Here is a 20,811-nt window from a genome sequence, read left to right as displayed (position 1 = left end):
GCGCAAGACTGGTATCTCTTTCGTAGTTTCACTATAATACGAATAGGGGTCATACAAGTAATTAATATATTTAACAGGAGCTATAGACCGTGTCTATGACCAACAACTACGAGCTGTATAAGGTGTTTTATTGGGCCGCGAAGACGGGCAGCTTGACCCAGGCGGCCAAAGCGCTGTACCTCACCCAGCCGAGCGTCAGCCATGCGATCAAGCAGCTGGAGGACAGCTTTGGCATCACGTTGTTTTACCGAACGGCCAAAGGAGTCGAGCTGACTCAGGAAGGCGCTATTTTGTACTCCTACATCGAGCAGTCGCACATTTTCATCTCCCTTGCCGAGGAAAAAATGGCCGCCCTCAAAAACCTGGAGAGCGGCGAGCTGAGAATCGGGGGAAGCGATTCGTTGTTCAAGCACTATTTGCTGCCTTATTTGGAGGAATTCCACGAGCGGTATCCGGGCATCCGGCTGCATCTGAATCACGGCACGACGCCGGAGGTCATCTCGTTCCTGAAGGAAGGGCGAATCGATCTGGGCGTCGTGCGCATGCCGATCGTCGATCCGCAGCTCGAAGTGCGGGAGAGCTTCCATCTGCAGGATTGCTTCGTCGCGGGAGCGCGGTATGAAGAGCTTAGGGGCAAGAAGCTGTCGCTGGACTCGCTGCTGGAGCATCCGATCATCCTGTTCTCGCGCAACAGCCGGGCCCGGATGACGATCACGGAAATTTTCCAAAGCTACGGATACACGATCAAGCCGGAGATCGAAGTCGGCAGCGTCGACCTGCTCATCGAGTTCGCGCGCAGAGGGCTCGGCATCTCCTTCGTGACGCGCGAGTTCGTATCCAAGGAGCTGGAGGAAGGCTCCCTCTTCGAGGTCGAGCTGGACATTACGATCCCGCCTTCCCACGTCGGAATCATGACGAAGCGCAACATGCCGCTGTCAAGCGCCGCTACCCGATTTATGGAGATGGTTCGATAGCGCGAACTTATGAGGCGACAGGTTGTCAATTCGCGACCTTCTGAGGTACGATGAAGAAATAAAAAACAGGAGGGAATCCGGAGGCAAAATGGAACAATTCGTACTATGGGTGAAATACTTGTTTCTGGGCGTCGTCCAGGGCGCGACGGAGCCGATTCCGGTCTCGTCGAGCGGCCACCTGATCATTGCGCAGAAGCTGCTGGGGCTGAAGCAAAACGGCCTGAGCTTTGAAATTTTGACGAACACGGCGTCTTTGATCGCGATCTGCTTTATTTTTCGCCAAGAGATCGGCAAGCTGATCTCGGGATTCTTCCGCTATCTGCTCACTCGCCAAGCGGAATACAAGGCGGACTTTCTGTTCTGCGTGTACATCGTGATCGGCACGGTGCCGGCCGCCGTCGTCGCGGCGCTGTTCAAGGATCGGATCGAGGAGATTTTCTCTTCCGTACATACCGTATCAGTCGGACTGCTCTTGACGGGTCTCGCGCTGTGGCTCATTCGCAATCTTCGCGGCCGCAAGCAGGACGGCGACCTGTCGGTCAAGGACGCGCTTCTCGTCGGGCTGGCCCAAGCCGTCGCGCTGATCCCCGGCATCAGCCGCTCGGGGGCGACCGTCATTACGTCCATCGCCGTCGGAATGAAGCAGGAGACAGCGCTGAAATTTTCCTTTATGCTCTACATCCCGATCAGCGTAGGCGGCATCGTGCTCGGCGCGTCCGACATCGCCGGCGATCCGAACCGCTCACAGCTGGCGATTCCTTATCTGATCGCCTTCCTGACTACGATGGTCGTCACGTACTTCTCGATGAGATGGTTCATGGGCATCATGGCCAGAGGCAACTTGAAGTATTTCTCTTACTACTGCTTCGCTGCAGGCATCTTATTTCTCTTATTCTTGTAACGAGTAACAAGGGGCAGCTCCCATGGGTCCGAACGACCGGACCTCGGGAACTGCCCCTTGTTTATCGCATTCCTTACTTTGCTTGAATATAGCCTTCCGCCTTAAGCAGCTCGGCGATCAGCACCGCGCCGCCAGCTGCGCCGCGCAGCGTGTTGTGCGACAGGCCGACGAATTTGTAGTCGTACAGGGAATCCTCACGCAGGCGTCCCGCGGATACGCCCATGCCGCCCTCGATGTCGCGGTCCAGGTTCGTCTGCGGCCTGTTCTCTTCCTCGAAGTACGTAATGAACTGCTTGGGAGCGCTCGGCAGGCCAAGCTGCTGAGGACGTCCTTCGAACTCGCGCCAGATCCGCAAAATCTCTTCCTTGGCCGGCTTGTTCTCGAACGAGACGAATACGGTCGCCAAGTGGCCGTCCGTGACCGGAACGCGAATGCACTGCGTCGTGATGAGCGGCGCGCTCGCCTTCACGATCTGGCCGTCTTCGACGCTGCCCCAGATGCGCAGCGGCTCCTGCTCGCTCTTCTCTTCCTCTCCGCCGATGTATGGAATGACGTTGTCGAGCATTTCCGGCCAATCCGTGAAGTTTTTGCCCGCGCCGGAGATCGCCTGATACGTCGATGCGACGACTTGCGTCGGCTTGAATTGCTGCAAGGCGTGCAGCATCGGCACGTAGCTCTGAATCGAGCAGTTCGGCTTCACGGCGATGAAGCCGGTCTCGGTGCCGAGCCGTTTGCGCTGCGCGGCGATGACGTCCAGATGTCCCGGATTGATCTCCGGAATGACCATCGGAACGTCCGGCGTCCAGCGGTGCGCGGAGTTGTTGGAGACGACCGGCGTCCCCGTCTTGGCGTACGCTTCCTCCAGCGCCTGGATTTCGTTCTTCTTCATGTCGACGGCGCAGAAAATGAAATCGACCTGCGAAGCGACCTCTTCCACTTTGGAAGCGTCCAGAACGACAATATTTTTCACCGCATCCGGAATCGGAGTGGACAGCTTCCATCTATTTTGCACCGATTGCTCGTATGTCTTGCCCGCCGAGCTCGCGCTCGCCGCGATCGTCGTCACCTCGAACCACGGGTGCCCATCCAGCAGCTGAACGAACCTCTGTCCGACCATCCCCGTTCCACCGACAATACCGACCTTCAATTTATTTGACATCGCTTATTCCAGTCCTTTCCCTATCGCGTATTTTACGGAACCTTATACCTACTACCTATTCAAAACGAACGAAATGGTGTGCCGACGGCGCGCCGGCTTCGCGCTTCAACAAAAAAATCCCACCCCCAAGACTTTAGCCTTAGGGACGAGATTGTGTGCTCGCGGTACCACCCCGGATTCGCTGATATGTCGCCATATCCGCCTCTTCAAGTACGGCATTGCCGAGCAATGCTTATACTATAGCCCTGTAACAGGAGCGCCTGTCGCGCCACCCCCTCGCCATACGAGGTTCCGGCGCGCTGCTCGGAGTCTTTTTTCAATAAAGCATTCTTTGCTCCTTCCCAGCCGCCGGAGCTCTCTGCGAAAGAATGGCTTTACCTACTCGTCTCTTCATCGCATTTGTTATTGCGATTATATTATCAAATATCGCATTCGAGGTAAAGCTATTTTTTCTTCCGCAAAGCCAGAACGACGAACGCCACGACAAGCACGCCAGCCGTGATCAGCAGCAAGTTGGAAGCGGTCGACCTCGTCTCCAGCGACGCGCTCGCCCCCGCATCGTCGTCCGCTTCCGGAGAGGCGGGAAGACTTGGGCTGCTCGAGGCTTCCGGAAGACGCGAAGGCGTCTCCTCCTCCGTCTGTACGGTATCCGGCTCGGCGCTTTCCGCCGCGGACTCCGCCGGAGACGGGCTTGGAGTTTCCTCGGGAGGAAGCGCGACGGTAAATCCGAAAGTCCCTTTGATCGGGTGTCCGTCCTCTCCGATAATGCGCCATTCGACCGTGTACTCGCCGTTCGGAAGCGCCTGCTCCAGCTTGCCCGTCAGCTTGGAAGAAGCGACGGACTTGTCCGCGAGCGGATACTCGGTTCCCTGCGCGTCCTTCACCGTAAAGCTGCTCGCCTTCTCGATCCCCGTATTAAACGTCATGACGATCTCTTGCACTTCCGTGTCCACCGTTTGCTTGTTTTCCGGAGTAGAGGATTTCAGCCCCGTATGCGCCCAGACCGAAGCCGGCGCCAGCAGCATTGCGACAAGCATGACAAGCAGTATCCAGTTGAATCGTCTCATTATCCTCACTCTTTTCCAATTGACATCCTCTTCCCTGCATCCTCAGGATATCATATGAACAAATGCTCAACAATCGAAAGAAATGTGTCGGAGCAGACGAAAGCCCGCGATCGACGCGGGCATAAGGTTACTCTATTACGATTTGACGATGATTTTGCGAATGCTGTCCCCGGACAGATGAAATCTGGCTACAAGCTCGGATACCGTCATCCCGTCCGAGTGCAGCCGGCAAATTTCCTTGTTGCGCTCCGCAAGCAGTTTCCTCGTTCCGCTGACCTCTCCCCAACGCGCGCGACGCTCGTTCGGCTTGGGGACGTAGATCAGCTCGCCGCCCGCATAGTTCTGCAGCTCCCGCAGCAAACTAGGGGGAAGCACATCTCTCCCGTTTTTGTAGATCAAGTTGGTCCTCCTTTAATTCTAGCGCACCGATAATGGATAAGATTTTCTTCGCATATGCCTTAGCCATGTTTTCATTTCTCCTCCTTTTTTTCGATTGATAATTGCCGAAAAACAAACAGCACGAACGCAAAGTTCGTATTTCCAGTATATTGAAATCCGCTCTATCCCACAATGTATGAAAAAAGGAGGCCTTGCGGCCTCCTTCCCTAATCGGCGTCCCCGTCTAAACGGAGACCACCTCAGGATGGTAGATCAACTCGATCAGCTCCTTTCGCGCAAAATTCGTCGGGCCCGACACCTTTATTGTACGACCGAACGCATCCGGACAAAAGTGAATAAACGGCTATAATCAAACTTTACCGCCATCGCCGCTGCCGCTGCCTTTCGTTCTCCGATAAGCGCGCTCATGGTACCGCGTAATGGCTTTGAACAGTTCCTTTCCGTCATCCGTAAGCGGCGAAGACGCATCGAAGCCGAGCGACATCGCCCGGTACGTCTCCGGAACCCAGATGTAGACGTGCACGTACTCGGTCAGCCGGAAACCCGCGCTCTCCCAGAACCGGATGCGTCCCGCGTTCTCCTCCGTCTCCTCCGCTTCCACTTCGATGACGATGCCGCGGCAGCCCGGCTTCGCGCCCGCGATCCAATCCCGCAGCTGCAAGACGCAGCGCCGGCCGATTCCCTGCCCTTGCCGCGACCGCCTTACGGCTATGTAGTCGATAACCAGCAAGCCGGAGCGGTCATCGAACGCTGTCAGCGCCATCGCCGCGGCTTCGCCGTCCATGCGCCACACGTGCAGCGTGCACAGGCCGCGCTCGAACATGCGCCTGACGATCGCTTCGCTCTTGCGCCCATGCTCGGGGAACGCCTCCCGATAAATAACGTCCGCCTCCGCCCACAACGTTTCATCCCATCGATCTGTCGTCAAGTGTTCCATGTGCATGTCGTCTCCGCTCGTCCTGATGTCTTTCCCTGTCAACTTCTCGGCGCCCACAGCATGATCGATACGCCGACGATGCAGATCGCGGCTCCGAGCCAATCGTACAGATCGGGCGTCTTCTTGTCGACGAGCCAGCCCCACAGCACGGCCAATACGATAAACACGCCCCCATAAGCCGCATACACGCGGCCGAAGGACGGGAAGTTCTGCAGCGTCGGAATGATTCCGTACAGCACCAGAATAATGCCGCCCGCTATGCCGTACCAGTAGGGCTTCGATTCCCGCAGCCACAGCCACACCAGATAACCTCCGCCGATCTCGGCCAGGCCGGCCAGCACGAAAATCGCAATAGACAAAACCACGATGATGCCCCTTCCTCGTCAAGGAGTCAGCGCGCGTTGCACGACAGCGGTCAGTCGACGGACCGCTCAGCAACGCCGAACTCGCGAAGGCTGCTTCCCTTGGCGGGAAACAGCCCCCTGTTCGTCTTATTTTACCACTTCGACGAGCTTGTTGTCCTCTCCGTAACGATACGTGCGGGTGAAGCCGCTTCCGTCCGCCTCGCTGCCGTGCAGCTCGAACGTTCCAAGCAGTTCGTCGTACGCGACCGCGTCTTCGGCAACCGCTCCCAGCGCCTCCCTTACGCTGACCCATTGCAGAGCTCCCCGATCCTCTTTGAAAATATAGATTTGATTCTGCTTATGCGTAACGACGATCGCTTCCTCCGAGCCGTCTCCGTCCAGATCTCTCTCATAGGTCAGCGAGCTGAAGGTCGCATAGGTGGACAGCCCGTTGGCGTCCTTCTTCACATACCAGGCGCATCCTTCGCCGTCGGTTCGGCAGAGGGGCTGGTTGAACTTGAGCACTTCCTGTCCGAACAGGCGCGTCATGCTCGTCTGAAGCTCGTACATATGCCCCGTACCGTAATGGTAAAGCGTGCCCGCGGGAGAAACTCCATCGATCGCCATTCCGAAAGACTCGTGCTTCGTCGCGATCGAATCTTTCAGCACCGTGCCTTCTTTCAGCGTATAGAGGAACGCCGTTCCGAAGCCCGGAACCTCCTTCTGCTCGATCAGATCGACGTCGGACAAGGAAATCCGCTCCGCATAGCCCGTGTTAACGAGAGGGCTGTGGGTGTTGGACAGTCCGGGCAAAATGCCGCGATCCCCCCCGTAAATCGTCTCCCCCTTCTGCAGAATCCGTGCCTCGAGCGGCTTGTACGCCAGCGGAATCCGCTTCCCCGTCTCTCCGGCCGTTCGGTAGGAATCGGCGTCTCCTCCGGTTAGATTGACCAGCAGCAGGAACGCCGCCGCGCAGATCGCCAGCGCCCCGACGATGCCGATCCCCTTGGCCAGCCGCCATCGCGGACGGCGATCCGCGGACTGCAGCACGGTCTTCTTCATCTCGTCCGTAAATTTTTCCTCCCGAAACAAGCCCTGCTTAACTCGCTCCTCCCAGACAGATGCAGACTCGCTCATCGTTCCATCTCCTTCCGTTTGCGCTCCATCGCCTGGCGCGCCCGATGCATTCTGGACTTGACCGTTCCTTCCGACACGTTCAGCAATTCGGCGATCTCGGGCATCGTCAGCCCGTGCTCCAGCGAGAGCAGCAGCACCTCCCGCAGCTTCATCGACAAGCTCATCAGCGCTTCCCTGATTTCGCGAACGGACTGCTCCTCCAGATACGCCGTCTCGGCCGATTCGCCCACTCCGCGCGGCTTCACCCACTCGAACAGCACGATGCGGCGCATATAGCTCGACCTCATCTCGTTGATTGCCGCGTTTCTCGCAATCGAGAACAGCCACGTTTTAAGAGAGGAACGGCCCTTGAACGATCCGAAGCCGCGATACGCCTTAAGGAATGTTTCCTGCGCGATGTCCTTCGCCTGCTCCCGATTTTTCGTTATCGCGTATGCATATCGCCTGACGTCGTCGCCGTACGCGGTCATGAGATCGTACAGCTCGGTCTTATCCATCGCTTCCTTGCGCGTCAAATACTGCAGCTCCGCCTGCGAGTCCATCGCCTCACCTCCAACCTATTAGACAATACTCCGTCCCCGATCGTTCCCTTTCCTTATATAAACAAATATCGGCCCTCTCCTGTGCGGAGATGAGCCGATAGCCTTGTCGCGTTCGCGGATCAGGACGGATTGCCCAGCAACAACCCGACGATCGTATCCAACTGCTGCTCGAGAGAAAAAGGATCTTCCATGACGAATTCGTCATAATACTCATTGCCGTATACGTATACTTGATTGTTTTGAACGGCGGACAGCCCTTTCCACAGCTTGCTGTTCATCATTTCGTCCGTCGCTTCCTTCGCGCCGTAATATACGAAGATATGATCGCCCATATATTCCGGCAGCTTCTCCACCGAGATCGACTCGAACCCTTCCTTCATACTTTTGGCGATGTCGGTAGGCGGCAGCTGCAGCATTTCGTAGATTGTGGAGGAGCCGTAGTTGCCTCCCTCGGCGGCAAATACATAGACGACCTTGTCCGCGATTTGAACAATGGACACCGTCTCTCCGTCTTTAACGACGCCTTTGATTTTCTCGCGGGCCTCGGCCGCCTTCTTCTCGTACTCGGCGATCCATTGCTCCGCTTCTTCCCGCTTGCCGAAAATATCGCTTACGCTGCGGAACTTCTCCAACGGGCCCGCGGTGGACAATTCCGTCCAATACGGCAGAAATACGGTCGTGCCGATTTTCTCGTACTGTTCGATGCTGTCTTCCACCGATCCGATAATCAAATCCGGCTCCAGGGCGGTCAGCTTCTCCAGGTTCATCGGAAAACCGCCCAGATCCTCGACATTCGCCAGCGTCTCTTGCCCAATGCCCGCCTCGGCCATCCAGCCTTCGTCCATCATGAACGTCCGGACGCCGACCGGAACGATGCCCAGCTTGAGCAGATGCCCCATATATTGATCGGCGGCGACCCGCTTCGGGTCGGCCGGAACGACGACGTCGCCCTTCGGCGTCGATACCGTTCTCGTCGTCGGCTCCGTCTCCTGCTGCGTGCTTGCCGAGGCGCTGGCCGTTGCCGCCGGTTCGCTCGCCTTGGCGCTTGCGGACGGCTGCGCCGACGATTCCGAAGCCGGATTGGCCGAATTCGAGCATGCCCCCATAAGCAAAGATAAACTCAGTACCGTAGTCATTGCCGCGATTTTACTTTTCTTCTGCATGTCAAGCTCTCTCCCCGTTATCTGTTGATAATCATTCTCATTAACAGTATAAAAGGGCGAAGTCTTCCGTGAAACGGCAATTCCTTGCATCGCGCTGGGCAAATCCTGATCTTCGGCCAGCTTGTCCTTGTTCTGTCTGTAATAGGTCGGAGAAACTCCGGTATGCTTTTTGAAGCTTCTGCTTAAAGAGTGGGCGTCCGGAAAGCCGACGGACTCGGCGATTTCCTGCAGCGTCGCCTCGGTCTCGGCGAGCAGTCGCATCGTTCGAAGCACTCTCACCTGCGCCAGAAAATGAATGGGGCTCGTATGCAGCTCCGTCTTGAACAAACGCGACAGATGACCCGAGCTGTAATCGAGCGCCTTCGCGATCGCGTCCAGCGTTAACGGCTGATGATAGTTTTCCTCGATGTAACGGACCGCCAGCGTCACCATGTCGGGCTTCGCGGGTTTGATCTGCTGCTGGTGCAGCTGCCAGAGCAATTCGTAGATGAACTGGTAGAAGAGGGATTTCACTTGGACTTTGCTCAGGTCGGTCGCTTCCTGCCATCCTCTGAGCATCTGCTCGACTTTGTCGCCGAGCGGCAGCGGATAACGCGGAGCGAACACATATCTGAACTGAAACGGATTCCCATCCTCCATGAGCCGGGCGAAATCCCGCTGAACGGGAACCGGCGGAGACGCCCTGTACAGAATCAAATAGTACGTCAGCTCCTCGTTCGCCGCGATCGTCAAGCTCGTTCCTTTGCCGCCGTGGATCAGATAATCCGGCCTGATTCTATGTTCGGCCCCGTCCAGCCAGACGCGGCCCATCCCCCGCTTAATATAGAGAAAAGCGCTGGCCGGAAGCCGGTAACCCCGAAGCTCCTCCGCCCTCTCCATCCGATTGGAGCGAATATCGACCAATTCGACGTACACTTGATTCCACAACCGGATATGGTTGTCCAACTTCATGAACTCGCTCGCCCCCGAAACTAACCCTTCCGTTCGAAACAAACCTGCTGTTCCGTATTCCCATCATAGATGATAACCATTCTCATTGACAAGCTAATAACCGGATTTCTGAGCTGTCGGGATACAGACAAATGGAGTATCGGTCATGGCCGATCTCGAAGGAGACGTAGGACCAACCTGACTGAACGGGATACCGGCAAAAGAAAGGAAAAGACACTGCGCACCTATTCATAATGAGGCTCAGACAAGCTGACTAAACGGGATACCGGCAAAAGAGGCAGAGAGCCACACCCCCCCGCCGCCGAATCTCCGCAAGAGAAAACCCGCGCCAATCGGCACGGGCAGGTCATGAAATCCGGTAAGTTTAATAGCAGCCAGTTATGCGTGTTTCGCGCGGGCGATTCGCGTCGCTTCGACCATGTTGCGCAGCGAGGCGACGGTCTCTTCCTGGCCGCGCGTCTTCAAGCCGCAGTCCGGGTTGATCCAGAACAGCTGAGGGTCGAGCACGCGCAGCGCGCGGTCGATCATGCCGCTCATCTCTTCCACTCCCGGCACGCGAGGGCTGTGGATGTCATAGACGCCCAGGCCGATGCCGAGCTTGTAGGTGTTCTCCTCGAAGCTGTGAATGAGCTCGCCGTGGCTGCGCGACGTCTCGATCGAGATCACGTCCGCGTCCATCGACTCGATCGAGTCGATCATGTCATGGAATTCGCAATAGCACATATGCGTATGAATTTGCGTCTCGTCGTTCACCGTGCAAGTCGTCATCCGGAACGCTTTGACAGCCCAGGCCAAGTACTCCGCCTGATCTTGCTCCTTCAGCGGCAGCCCTTCGCGCACGGCCGGCTCGTCGACTTGAATCATGCCGATGCCCGCCTGCTCCAACGCCTCGACTTCCTGTCTGAGCGCGTAGGCCAGCTGATAAGCGATCTGCTCGCGCGGAATGTCGTCGCGGACGAACGACCAGTTCATGATCGTGATCGGTCCGGTCAGCATGCCTTTGACGGGACGCCCCGTTTGCGATTGCGCGTATTTCGTCTCCTCGACGGTCATCGCCTGCTCGAACGCGACGTCTCCGTAGATGACCGGAGGCTTCACGCAGCGGGAACCGTACGATTGCACCCATCCGTTCTGCGTAAAGACGAATCCGGCCAGCTTCTCGCCGAAAAACTCGACCATGTCCGTACGCTCAAACTCGCCGTGCACGAGCACGTCCAGTCCGATCTCTTCCTGCAGCTTGATCCACAGGTCGATCTGCTCGCGGATAAAGGCGGCGTAACGCTCTCCGTCCCATTCGCCTTTGCGCCACAGTTGACGGGCTTTGCGCACTTCCGCCGACTGCGGGAAGCTTCCGATCGTCGTCGTCGGGAAAATCGGCAGCTGCCATTTGTTCTGCTGCGCGACCCGGCGATCGGAGAACGGCCGGCTGCGTACAGGTTCCTGCGCGCTCAGCTTGGCGACCGCTTGCTGCACGTCTGCGCGATTGCGCTCCGCGGATTGTCTGAGCGCCTGCACCGCGCTCTCGCTGTTCGCCAGCTCTGCCGCGATTGCCGCTCTGCCCTCGGTCGCGGCCTTGGTCAGCAGTGCGATCTCCTCCAGCTTCTCGTCGGCGAACGCAAGCGCTCCCTTCAGCTCAGGCGCCAGCTTCGTCTCGCCGGCTACCGTGACCGGGACGTGGAGCAAGCTGCACGACGACTGCACAATCAGCCGGTCGGAGCCGACAACCCCGGTCAATTGCTCCAGCACGCCGAGCTTCTCGCCCAGCGACGCTTTCCAGATGCCGCGGCCGTCGATGACGCCTGCGCCCAGCACCTTGTCCGCAGGGAAGCCGTGCTCGCGAACTGCGGCCAGATTGCCCTCCAGTCCGTGAACGAAATCCAGACCGATTCCTTTGACTGGGAGCGACACGATATCCGAATAACGCTCGGCAGCTTCGAAGTAAGTCTGAAGCAGGATGTTCAGTTGCGGCACGGCGGCTGCGAACGTCTCGTAGATCGCCTTCAGGCGGCGAACGTCGTCGTCCCCGATTTTCGTCACGACGATCGGCTCGTCGATTTGCACCCAGCGCACGCCTTCAAGCGCCAGCTCGCGCAGCACTTGCACGTACAGCGGGATCAAACGATCCAGCCAGGCGTCGGTCTCGGATTTGTCGTAGCCCTTGGACAGCTTCAGGAAAGTCAGCGGTCCGACCAGTACCGGCTTGCCTTCGATGCCGAGCTTCTGCTTCGCTTCGCGATAAGCTTTCAACGGTTTGTTTTCGGTGACAGACGGCTTGGCTCCGTCCAGCTCCGGAACGATGTAGTGGTAGTTCGTGTTGAACCATTTCGTCATCTCGCTGGCCGCCGCTTCCTTCGTGCCCCGGGCGATGCCGTAGTAGACCGACAGCGGAACTTCCCCGCCTTCGTATGCGAACCGCTTCGGAACGATGCCGAACATCGCCGCGGTATCCAGTACGTGATCGTAATAGCTGAAGTCGTTGACCGGAATCAGGTCGATTCCTTTGTCCTTCTGCTTCTTGAGATGGGTCAAACGAATTTCCTGCAGCTTGGCTTGAAATTCCGCTTCCTCCAGCTTGCCGGCCCAGAACGCCTCCAGCGCTTTCTTCCATTCCCGATCCGCGCCGATTCGCGGGTATCCCAAAATACTGCTTTGCGCCATCTCGTAACACTCCTATACAAGTTGTTACGTAGAAGATACCATGGAATTCCGGGTATAGCGTAACTCACTTATCCTATATCTGGTTATAGCCTCTGGCTATATCATTGACCGCACCAGGCCGCTGTCCTCTTCCCGCCTGTGCGTTTCTATTCGAATGCTCCGCTCCCACACTGCGTTTCTCTCCGGAATTCCTGCTGCCAGCCATACGTTTTCATTCGGATTCTCGCTGTCCGTTTCGACTCAGAGTCTCGGCTCAGCGGCCGATCGCCTTCTCCAACGCCTCAATGTATGCCGTACCGAGCTTGGAGAGCGCCACGTTACGGTGAGCGATCCATCCGACGTTAATCGTCTCGTTGCAGTCGAGCGGAACAGGGATGATCTCGTTGCCGTTCAGGTCCTTGCTCAGCACCCCCGTCGAAATCGTATAGCCGTTTAATCCGATCAGCAGGTTGAACAGCGTCGCCCGGTCGCTGACGCGAATGCTCTTTTTACGGGACAACGTACTTAATATCTCTTCGGCAAAATGAAAAGAATTGTACTCCCCCTGATCGAAAGACAGATACGGATAGTCCTGCAACTGGTCGATGGTGACGATATCGTGCTGGGCCAGAGGATTGTGGATGCTGATGAAAATGTGCGGCTTGGCCGTAAACAGGCTCGTAAACTGCAGGTTGGCGCTTCTAAGCAGCTTGTGGATGACCTTGCCGTTGAATTCGTTCACGTACAAAATGCCGATCTCGCTGCGCAGCGTGCTGACATCCTCGATGATCTCGTGCGTTTTCGTCTCGCGCAAGGTCAGCTCGTATTCTTCCTGTCCGTACTCCTTGACGAGGCTGACGAAGGCGTTAACCGCGAACGCGTAGTGCTGGGTCGAGACCGAGAAATGCTGAGGAGACGGCTTCGCGTTGAGATACCGGCCCTCCAGCAGCTCGGCCTGCTCGACGACCTGGCGGGCGTAGCTCAGAAACTCCACTCCCTCTTTGGAGAGCGAGATGCCTTTGTTCGATCGCTCGAAGATGGCAATCTGCAGCTCCTCCTCCAAATCCTTGATCGCGTTGGACAGGCTCGGCTGCGAAATAAACAGCCGCTTGGCCGCTTCGTTAATAGAGCCGCGGTTAGCCACTTCAATGACATACTTCAATTGCTGCAGGGTCAAGACCGATTCCCCCATGTTCCGTAATATCGAAATTCTATCATTGATCGTGGCGAAAGTCATGATCCGGGAACGAATGCCGCGCCACCGCCATTGGTTACCTCGGACCCGCAATTCCCTCGAGATCTGTTGCCCTTAGCTGGACGGAGATTGCCGATGTACGAATTTTTAGAACATCGCCCCGAATGAAAGCGTTATCTTTCTGCCATTACTCGAAATTTTCGATTAACTCCAGCTATTAAAGCGTTTTCAAACTCCCCGTTGTTCGATTTTTTCGAGTATCGTTCCAAATGACCGCCACCGCCACCTCGACCAAGTCAATGCTCGATTTCTCCGTACACCGCCCAACCCGCTATCCCCTGACATAAAAAGAAGGCCGCCGATAGTCCGGACAGCCCTCTCCTTCGCCTATCTGAATCCCAAACTTCTACTCAGCCTGCACCCGCATGCCCACTCGACCACTCCCCGCCAACCTAAATCCCCAGCTTCTGTCCCTTCTCCAAACGTTGGATCTGCTGCTCGCCCTGGTCGGCAAGCTCGCGGAATTGGCTGATCGTGTCCCGCATGCGGGGCAGCGCTTCCTGCTTGTAGGCGCTGATCGAATCGAGCGCGGCCAGCACGTCGGTGAACGCCTGCTTAAGCGTCTCCACCGACACGCTCGTCTCGAGCGCCTGCCTGTGAATGACCGCTCCTTGCTCCTTCAGCATACGCGAGGTGCCGGCGATCAGCTCGTTCGTCGTCTGATTCAGCAGTTCGATCTTCTTCAGCACGATCCGCTGATTGAACAGGGCGCTGGCGACCGTCACCGATATGCGCAGCGCCGACACCGTCACGTTCTTCGCCCGGTCCACGCCGCGAATGAGCTCCTTGTTGTTGCGGATGACGACCTCGATCGCCATAATTCCCTGCTGGTTCACGACGAGCATCTGCTGCAGGTCCATTACCCGCTGGCGGAGCGGAAACAGCACCTCCTCGGTAATGAAGCGGATTTTGTCGGGATCTTCGCCCCGCTGCCGCGCCGCTTCGATCTGCGCCTCGATGGATTCGTCCATCAGCGTGCCGAGCTGGATCTCCTTCTGCAGCCTCTTGGTCAGCTCGCGCAGCGACTGCTGCTCCAGCTCCAGCGTCGTGTTGTCGTTCTTGAGCGTCGCCTTGCCTTTGTCCAGCGAGACGACGATGTCGGCGATGACGCCGTCAGCCTTCTGATACTTCAAGAAATAGGCCCGCAGCGGGTTGAACAGCTTGCCCAGCACGCCGCGCTTGGCGAAGTCGACGGCGCTCGGGTCCAAGTCCTTAAGCTGCGTATGCAGCTCGGCCAGCCCTTTGGCAACCTGGCCGCCTTCATCCCCCGTTCGCGCCAGATTGCCGACCGATACTTCCAGCAGCTTGTTTTTGTCCGCGGACGACTTCATCGTGCCGAGGCCGAAGCCTTCGATCGACTGCACGATTTCCTTGCGCTTATCCAGCGACTCGACGTCGAGCGCCATGATCGCCGCCACGTTCGCCTCCGCAAGCTGCTTCAGCTTGGCGACCTCCTCGGGAACGGGCTTTACCTCCTGCTCAATAACCGCCTTGATCTGGTCCGGGCTGGCGATCTCCATCGAAAATGACATCCGAATCCCCCTTCGATTTCAAGCTGCGTTCACGCATCCCGCGAATCGTTACATCTGCACGTTGAACAGGTTGCCGATCTTGTAGACGACGTCGTCCGTATCCGCGTTGATGCTGGCCGCCTCGTTGATGCCGGAAATGCTCTGCAAAGCCTGGATATTGGCATTGTAGCCGATCGTGTAGATCGGAACTTTGTACGCTTCAACGAGTTCTTTAATGTCATTAAGCGAGTACCCTTCGTTCGTCTCCCCGTCGCTCAGGACGAAGATGACCGGCTTGCTGTTCGGATTAACGCGCAGCTCGTCTTGCAGCATCTTGAGCGCGACGACGATGCCGTCGAACGTCGCCGTCCCCCCGCCGGACTGCAGGCTGTTCACCGCTCCGACGAACATCGACTGCTGATTCGCGTCGTACTTCGCGATCGGCAAGTGGATGGTGACGTCGCTTGAATAGGCCACCAGGCCGATGCTGTTGTCCCGGCCGAGATACTTCTGCCCTTTCAGCAGCGATTCTTTAAGCCGATTCAGCGGCTCCCCGTCCATGCTGCCGGACACGTCGGTCACGAATACGGCCGCGATCGGCTTGCCGGCGTTTTTCTTCTCCTTCCACAGCTTCTGCGCCGAGGCGAGCAGAGCGCCGTCCGGAACGGCCAGCTCCGGCGTATACTCCTCCAGCCCGTTAAAACCCAGCTTCTCCGCCGCCTGCTGGTACTGCTCCTGCTGCACGAATTCCGCGAATCGCCGAACGAGCTCGACCTTCTCCGGCGGCAGATCGCCCAGCGCGTACAGCGGGCTGTCGTGCCGAACGCCGAACGGCGTAAACACGTAGCCGCCCTTCAAGTCGGCCGCGTTGACGTAAGTCTGGTACTCCAGCACGAAGCCGTCCAGCATCCCGGACTTGGCCGCGTCGCGCATCTGGATCGTCGTCGAAGCGATGAACGGCACGTTGGCCTGGAACTTCTCGAAGCCGGCGACCGCTTTCTCCCCCAGCAGGTTCGAGCTGTCGAACGAATCGAGCGCCGTGAGCAGGAAGTTCAGGCCCGTGGAGCTGGCGAACGGGTCGGTATAGCCCATCGAAAACTCATTGCCCGCGATCGCCTCCGTCACCGTCTTCACGTTCACCGCTCCGTATTTTCCGACCAGCGCGTCGTACTTCGCCTTGGCGATGACGATGCCCGGCACGTTCCCGGCGAGCCGCTTCGCGATCAGCTCCGTCTTGACGCCGCTCGCCTTCGCCATCTCTCCCCACAGCTCGTTGGAAGGAGTGAACGCGTCGGGTATGTACTTGCCGGACACGATATAGTCCGTCGCCGTCCCCGATGCGATATTTCTCACCTTGACCGATGCGGCTTGGCCGTTCACTTCGATTCCCGACCGGTTGAACTCGGAGGCGACTTCGGTCAGCCAGCCGTCGACGCCGGAGCCGGACTTCTCCGTAGAAGAGAAGATTTCAACGTAGAAGCCCGTCGTATTGTCCACCGTCACCGGAAACTTGGAGATGTCCGGCAGCGCCTCCGCGACGTCCGCCGGATCGAGATCGATCTGACCCTTCACCGGCTCGGCGGTCGACACGGAAATGTCCGAGATCAGCTTGTTCAGCCGTTTCTCCGCGTTCTCCGCGGTCATCTCCGCCTTCGATTTTCCCAGATCGGACGTCAGACTGACTCCCCAATACACCAATGCGAACACGATAATCAGCAGGAATACGGATACCAAAGCAAATTTGCGCGGCTTAGCCAACTCCCCCACCTCTCTTCATCTGTAATGCTTCGTCTGTCTGATCAGCGCGTCGATCTCCTTCATGCAAGGCATCTCCTCGATATCGCCGGGCTCGAAGGCGTCCAGGCGCGTGATTTCCAGCAGCAGCCGATCCAGCTTGAGCAAAATTTCTTCGTTCATCCCGATCGAATACTTCACGAAGCCGAGAAACTCGTTCAGCATCTCCGCCCGCATCTGCAGCAGCTCTCTGGGCATGCGCGCGGCTCTGCGGGAGCCGAGGCTCTCGAACTCGGACTCGTCGAACGCCTGCAGCCGGTTCAGGACGCTTCTGACGTTGCGGTAAAATAAGGACTCCGCCCCCGCGATGGCGGAAGCGAACTTCGAGTAACTCAACTCTTCCGGTTGAAACCTTTGCGACAGCACCTGAAGCAGCGTTTCTTTCTTCTTGCGGATACGGTCGAGCTGTTCGACGGCGTGTTCGATGTCCTCCTCCAGCAATCTGACCCGCTTGTAGCGGGACAGAGCCGCCGCGAAGTCCTCGCGCGATTGGAGCTGACGAAGGGGCGGCGTCGGCTCCTGCGGCTTGTGAAGGATTGCGTAGCTTCCCAGCAACAGCGCGACGACGCTGGCGAGCGGCAGCGTCACCCCGATCGCCGTCTCCAGCGCGCTCTCGCCGAATCCGACGCCGACCAACCCGGGCGACAGCACAACGACGTTCAAGATCGAGACTGCGGCGACCAACGCTAGCAGCTTGATGAGCTTCGTAGGCTTCGCCCCCTCTCCGGTCCGGCTCCGAAAACAAAAAAAGCCGCGGGTTTCCGCGACAGATTGGGACAATGGATGTTGTCTCCGGACCTTTAGTCTATTTTTACGCGATTGGACTTCCGTTTATGATGGCGTTTGCTCGCGAAAAGGCCGGCCCCCGCACAGGGACCGGCCAGCTTTCTACTGACGCAGCGTCAGACGCAGCGTGCGAATTTCGAACGGACCGAACGGCAGCTTCGCCGCATCCGTATTTTCTCCCAATCTCGCGACTTGATTTTCCATCAGGTCGACTTCGTCGATCGCCGCGTATGTCGTGCCGAACTTGAAGTTCGCTTCCGCCCGCGTTCCCGACGTTTCGTACAGACGCACGATCAGATCGTCGGAATCCTCGGCCTTCTTGACCGCTTCGAGCATGACGTGCGGCGAATCGATTCGCACGAGCGAGCCCCGAACGGTCGACAGCTCCTGCCGATCTGCGCTTCCCGCCGCGAATGCGGTCAGCGGAGAATTCAGCTCGTAGCCCTTCCGGTAAGTGTGCGCCGAGATGTAGTCCCCTTCATGCGGGTACAGCGCGTAGACGAACCGGTGAACCGCCCGGTCGGCTTGCGGATCGGGATAGGACGGGCTGCGCAGCAGATGGATGTCCAGCACGTTTCCGAGCGCGCTGAAGCCGTACTTGGAGTCGTTCAGCAGCGAGACGCCGTAATCCGGCTGCGACAGATCGATATACTGGTGCGCGCAGATTTCGTCCTTGGCGAAATCGTGCCTCGTATTGCGGTGCGTCTGGCGCTGCAGGCTGCCGAACTGAATTTCGCAGTTGACCTGGTCCGCGCGCACATCGACGGGGAACGAAGCTCGCAGCATTTTGCCCGACTCCCGCCAATCCGCCTCCGTCTCGAAGCGAACGATCCGCTCGCCCGCATGGAGAACGATTTTCTGCGTCAACGTCGACTCGCCGAAGCGGAACCGCTGCTCCACGACCGCTTTGGCCCCGTCCGCGTACGCGGCGACCGACTCCCGCTCCATCCGGCCGGCGACGGCCTGACGGTAGTTGCGGTCGAAATCCCACGCGTCCCCGCGATCGTGATAGACGGTCAGCAAATTGGCCCGCTCGCCGGACGCTACCGTCTCCCGCTCGGCCTGCTTGTCGTAGAGAGAGACGATGCTGCCGTCGGAGCCGAGCTTGACGCTCAAAAACTCGTTTTCCAGACCGTTCTCATCCGCGGCAGGCGCTTCCGCGCTCGCCTCGCTCGCCGCCTGCTCCAGCGGAGCAACGCTCATCGGAGGCACCGTCACAAGGTGCGGCTTGCCGTTCCAGCTCACCCATTCCCGCCGTTCCCACGGCAGCGAATTGGCCACGAACGCCTCTCCCGGCTTCAGTCCCGCAAAAGCTCCAGCCGATGCGTACGCCTCTTCGGCCAGCTGCAGCACCCGCTCGTAGAGAGCCGCATAGCGCTCCAGCGATTCGTCGTACACCCTGCCGATCGACGAGCCCGGCAAAATGTCATGGAACTGATAGAGCAGCACTTCCTTCCAGATCGTCTCCAGCTCGGCCTGCGGATAGATAGACGCCGGAGCGCCGAGGGAGATCGCAAGCGAAGCCGCGAATTCGACCTCCCGGAGCGCCTTCTCCAGCTTGCGGTTATACCATTTGTTGCGGCCTTGCGACGTCAGCGTTCCCTGATGCTTCTCCAGATACAGCTCGCCGCGCCACGTCTCGAACCGCTCCTGTTCCCGCTCCAGCTTGCTGAAGAAGGCAATGGAAGGCTCCTGAACGACCGGGATAAGACCCTGCAGGTTCTGCAAGCGGCCCAGCCGCTCCAGATGCTCCTCGCCCGGCCCGCCTCCGCCGTCGCCGATGCCGAACAGCAGAAGCGCATGGTCCGAGACGCCGCTGTCCATATACTCTCTCTCGATTTTCGCCAGCGACCGCGGAGCGGCCGGGCTGTTGTACGTATCCTCGGGAGGAAGATGGGTCAGCACCTTCGAGCCGTCGATGCCCTCCCACAGGAAACTGTGATGCGGGTGATCGTTGTAGACGCTCCAGCTCAGCTTCTGCGTCATGACGTAATCGACTCCGGCTTTCTTAAGCAACTGGGGCAGACTGGCGCTGTAGCCGAAAATGTCCGGCACCCACAGCACGCGCACGTCCTCGCCGAATTCCTGCTTGAAGAACCGTTTCCCGTACAAAATTTGCCGAACGAGCGCCTCTCCGCCCGATACGTTGGAATCGGGCTCGACCCACATCGCTCCCTGGACCTCCCAGCGGCCTTCGGCGATTCTGTCCTTGATGCGCCCGTACAGCTTCGGGTAGTGCTCCTTCATCCATTGGTACAATTGCGGCTGGCTCGCTCCGAACGCGTAGTCGGGGTATTTCTCCATATTTTTCAACACGGTGGAAAAAGTCCTGGCCCCTTTGCGAATCGTCTCCCGAATCGGCCACAGCCAAGCAAGGTCGATATGCGCGTGCCCGACGGCGCTGACCGTAATGTCGGGATCTCCGCCCTTCTTGTCCAGCTCGGGCCGCAGCAGCTCGCGCGCCGCTCGAACCGTGCCTTCGTCTATCGTCTCCAGCAGGTACGATGCTTCGTACAGCTTGTGCAGCAGCCGCGTCCGGCGAGCTCCTTGCTCCGGAAGATGTTCGGCCAGCTCCAGCAGAACTTCGTAGTCATAGTAGAGACGGCGCGTCTCCTCATGGCAGATCGCGATATCCGCTTCCTTCAGCGTGCCGCTGCGGTAGCGGCCGAACAAGTCGTTGCAGCCCGCGTCCGCCCACAGGTCGACGGCTTCGCCGCCTTGAGCGCGTTCGGTCACGTCGACCACTCTTTTGCCCGGCAGTCCAAGCGACAAGTCGAACTCCGAATTGATGTTGGTCAACCCCTGGATCGGCGCGCCGTCCTCGTCGACAAGGCACAGCTCTCCGTTCACGTCGATCAGCAGCACGACCTTGCAGCCCGCGGCGCTCGCGGGCACGGAGCCGACAAACCGAAACCAGGCGCAGTCCCACAGCTCGCCCCATTTGTCTCCCGGCCGAAGGGCCACGGGCTCTCCGGACGTTCTCCGCTCGTATGGAACCGGCTCCCGGGTTCTCCAGGCGTTAACTTCAAGGGAAGCCACCTTCGTATAGATGTGCTCCCGGATTTTCTCCAGCGTATGCTTGGCCCGACCGGTCATGATCGGCGCTGTCTCGTAGGGCATCGGTCTCTCTCCTTATCGCCGCATGGCTTTTGCAACGAATATACCATCACGAAATGATATATTCAACATAAACATTAAATTTTATATCATATATGTCATTTACACCGAAAGGCCCAATAAAATCTATTCCACCC

At 58.1% G+C, this 20,811-nt stretch carries 16 protein-coding genes and 1 other annotated feature; of the genes, 2 read left to right on the top strand and 14 right to left on the bottom strand.

Annotation, left to right across the window (positions count from 1 at the left end; genetic code table 11):
- The first annotated feature begins 95 nt into the window (after positions 1-95).
- Positions 96-974, top strand: a complete 879-nt coding sequence (locus B0G52_RS17260) for a LysR family transcriptional regulator (RefSeq protein ID WP_094046548.1) — start codon at positions 96-98, stop codon at positions 972-974.
- 88 nt (positions 975-1,062) lie between these two features.
- On the top strand, positions 1,063-1,875 hold the full coding sequence (locus B0G52_RS17255) for an undecaprenyl-diphosphate phosphatase (RefSeq protein ID WP_094046546.1): 813 nt from the start codon (positions 1,063-1,065) through the stop codon (positions 1,873-1,875).
- 73 nt (positions 1,876-1,948) lie between these two features.
- Here the strand turns inward: B0G52_RS17255 and asd are convergent, their stop codons facing one another.
- From asd to B0G52_RS17185, 14 genes are all read right to left on the bottom strand, one after another.
- Entirely contained in the window at positions 1,949-3,034 is a 1,086-nt protein-coding gene (gene asd, locus B0G52_RS17250; protein ID WP_094046544.1) for an aspartate-semialdehyde dehydrogenase, read from the bottom strand.
- A gap of 138 nt (positions 3,035-3,172) precedes the next feature.
- Positions 3,173-3,437, bottom strand: a binding site (T-box leader).
- Positions 3,438-3,477: 40 nt separating this feature from the next.
- The gene (locus B0G52_RS17245; protein WP_094046542.1) at positions 3,478-4,101 is read right to left on the bottom strand and encodes a copper resistance CopC family protein; all 624 of its coding nucleotides are present in this window, start codon (positions 4,099-4,101) and stop codon (positions 3,478-3,480) included.
- A 135-nt stretch (positions 4,102-4,236) separates the two neighbouring features.
- Complete coding sequence (locus tag B0G52_RS17240; protein WP_094046540.1) at positions 4,237-4,500, bottom strand: CD3324 family protein; 264 nt, start codon at positions 4,498-4,500, stop codon at positions 4,237-4,239.
- A 349-nt stretch (positions 4,501-4,849) separates the two neighbouring features.
- A complete protein-coding gene (locus tag B0G52_RS17235) occupies positions 4,850-5,437 on the bottom strand; it encodes a GNAT family N-acetyltransferase (RefSeq protein ID WP_158223749.1) in 588 nt (195 codons plus the stop codon).
- Positions 5,438-5,475: 38 nt separating this feature from the next.
- Positions 5,476-5,802: a YnfA family protein gene (locus tag B0G52_RS17230; protein WP_094046536.1), complete on the bottom strand. Its 327-nt coding sequence runs from the start codon at positions 5,800-5,802 to the stop codon at positions 5,476-5,478.
- 126 nt (positions 5,803-5,928) lie between these two features.
- Complete coding sequence (locus B0G52_RS17225) at positions 5,929-6,918, bottom strand: hypothetical protein (protein ID WP_094046534.1); 990 nt, start codon at positions 6,916-6,918, stop codon at positions 5,929-5,931.
- Entirely contained in the window at positions 6,915-7,460 is a 546-nt protein-coding gene (locus tag B0G52_RS17220) for an RNA polymerase sigma factor (RefSeq protein ID WP_094046532.1), read from the bottom strand. The genes B0G52_RS17225 and B0G52_RS17220 overlap by 4 nt, the downstream gene beginning before the upstream one ends.
- A 119-nt stretch (positions 7,461-7,579) precedes the next feature.
- Positions 7,580-9,574, bottom strand: a complete 1,995-nt coding sequence (locus B0G52_RS17215) for an AraC family transcriptional regulator (protein ID WP_094046530.1) — start codon at positions 9,572-9,574, stop codon at positions 7,580-7,582.
- Positions 9,575-9,952: 378 nt separating this feature from the next.
- Positions 9,953-12,232 (bottom strand): 5-methyltetrahydropteroyltriglutamate--homocysteine S-methyltransferase, encoded by a 2,280-nt coding sequence (gene metE / locus B0G52_RS17210; protein WP_094046528.1) that lies wholly within the window; start codon positions 12,230-12,232, stop codon positions 9,953-9,955.
- Between the two features lie 253 nt (positions 12,233-12,485).
- Positions 12,486-13,388 (bottom strand): LysR family transcriptional regulator, encoded by a 903-nt coding sequence (locus B0G52_RS17205; RefSeq protein WP_094046526.1) that lies wholly within the window; start codon positions 13,386-13,388, stop codon positions 12,486-12,488.
- A 470-nt stretch (positions 13,389-13,858) separates the two neighbouring features.
- Positions 13,859-14,998: a toxic anion resistance protein gene (locus B0G52_RS17200; protein WP_094046524.1), complete on the bottom strand. Its 1,140-nt coding sequence runs from the start codon at positions 14,996-14,998 to the stop codon at positions 13,859-13,861.
- Positions 14,999-15,046: 48 nt separating this feature from the next.
- Positions 15,047-16,735, bottom strand: a complete 1,689-nt coding sequence (locus B0G52_RS17195; RefSeq protein ID WP_198960672.1) for a vWA domain-containing protein — start codon at positions 16,733-16,735, stop codon at positions 15,047-15,049.
- Between the two features lie 15 nt (positions 16,736-16,750).
- Entirely contained in the window at positions 16,751-17,551 is an 801-nt protein-coding gene (locus tag B0G52_RS17190; RefSeq protein ID WP_233162756.1) for a hypothetical protein, read from the bottom strand.
- Positions 17,552-17,659: 108 nt separating this feature from the next.
- Positions 17,660-20,677 (bottom strand): alpha-mannosidase, encoded by a 3,018-nt coding sequence (locus tag B0G52_RS17185; protein WP_094046522.1) that lies wholly within the window; start codon positions 20,675-20,677, stop codon positions 17,660-17,662.
- Positions 20,678-20,811: the final 134 nt, after the last annotated feature.

This window comes from Cohnella sp. SGD-V74 (assembly GCF_003001675.1).
Taxonomy (GTDB): domain Bacteria; phylum Bacillota; class Bacilli; order Paenibacillales; family Paenibacillaceae; genus Cohnella.
Note: the sequence above shows the minus strand (reverse complement) of the source record. Positions and strands in the feature narration are given on the sequence as shown.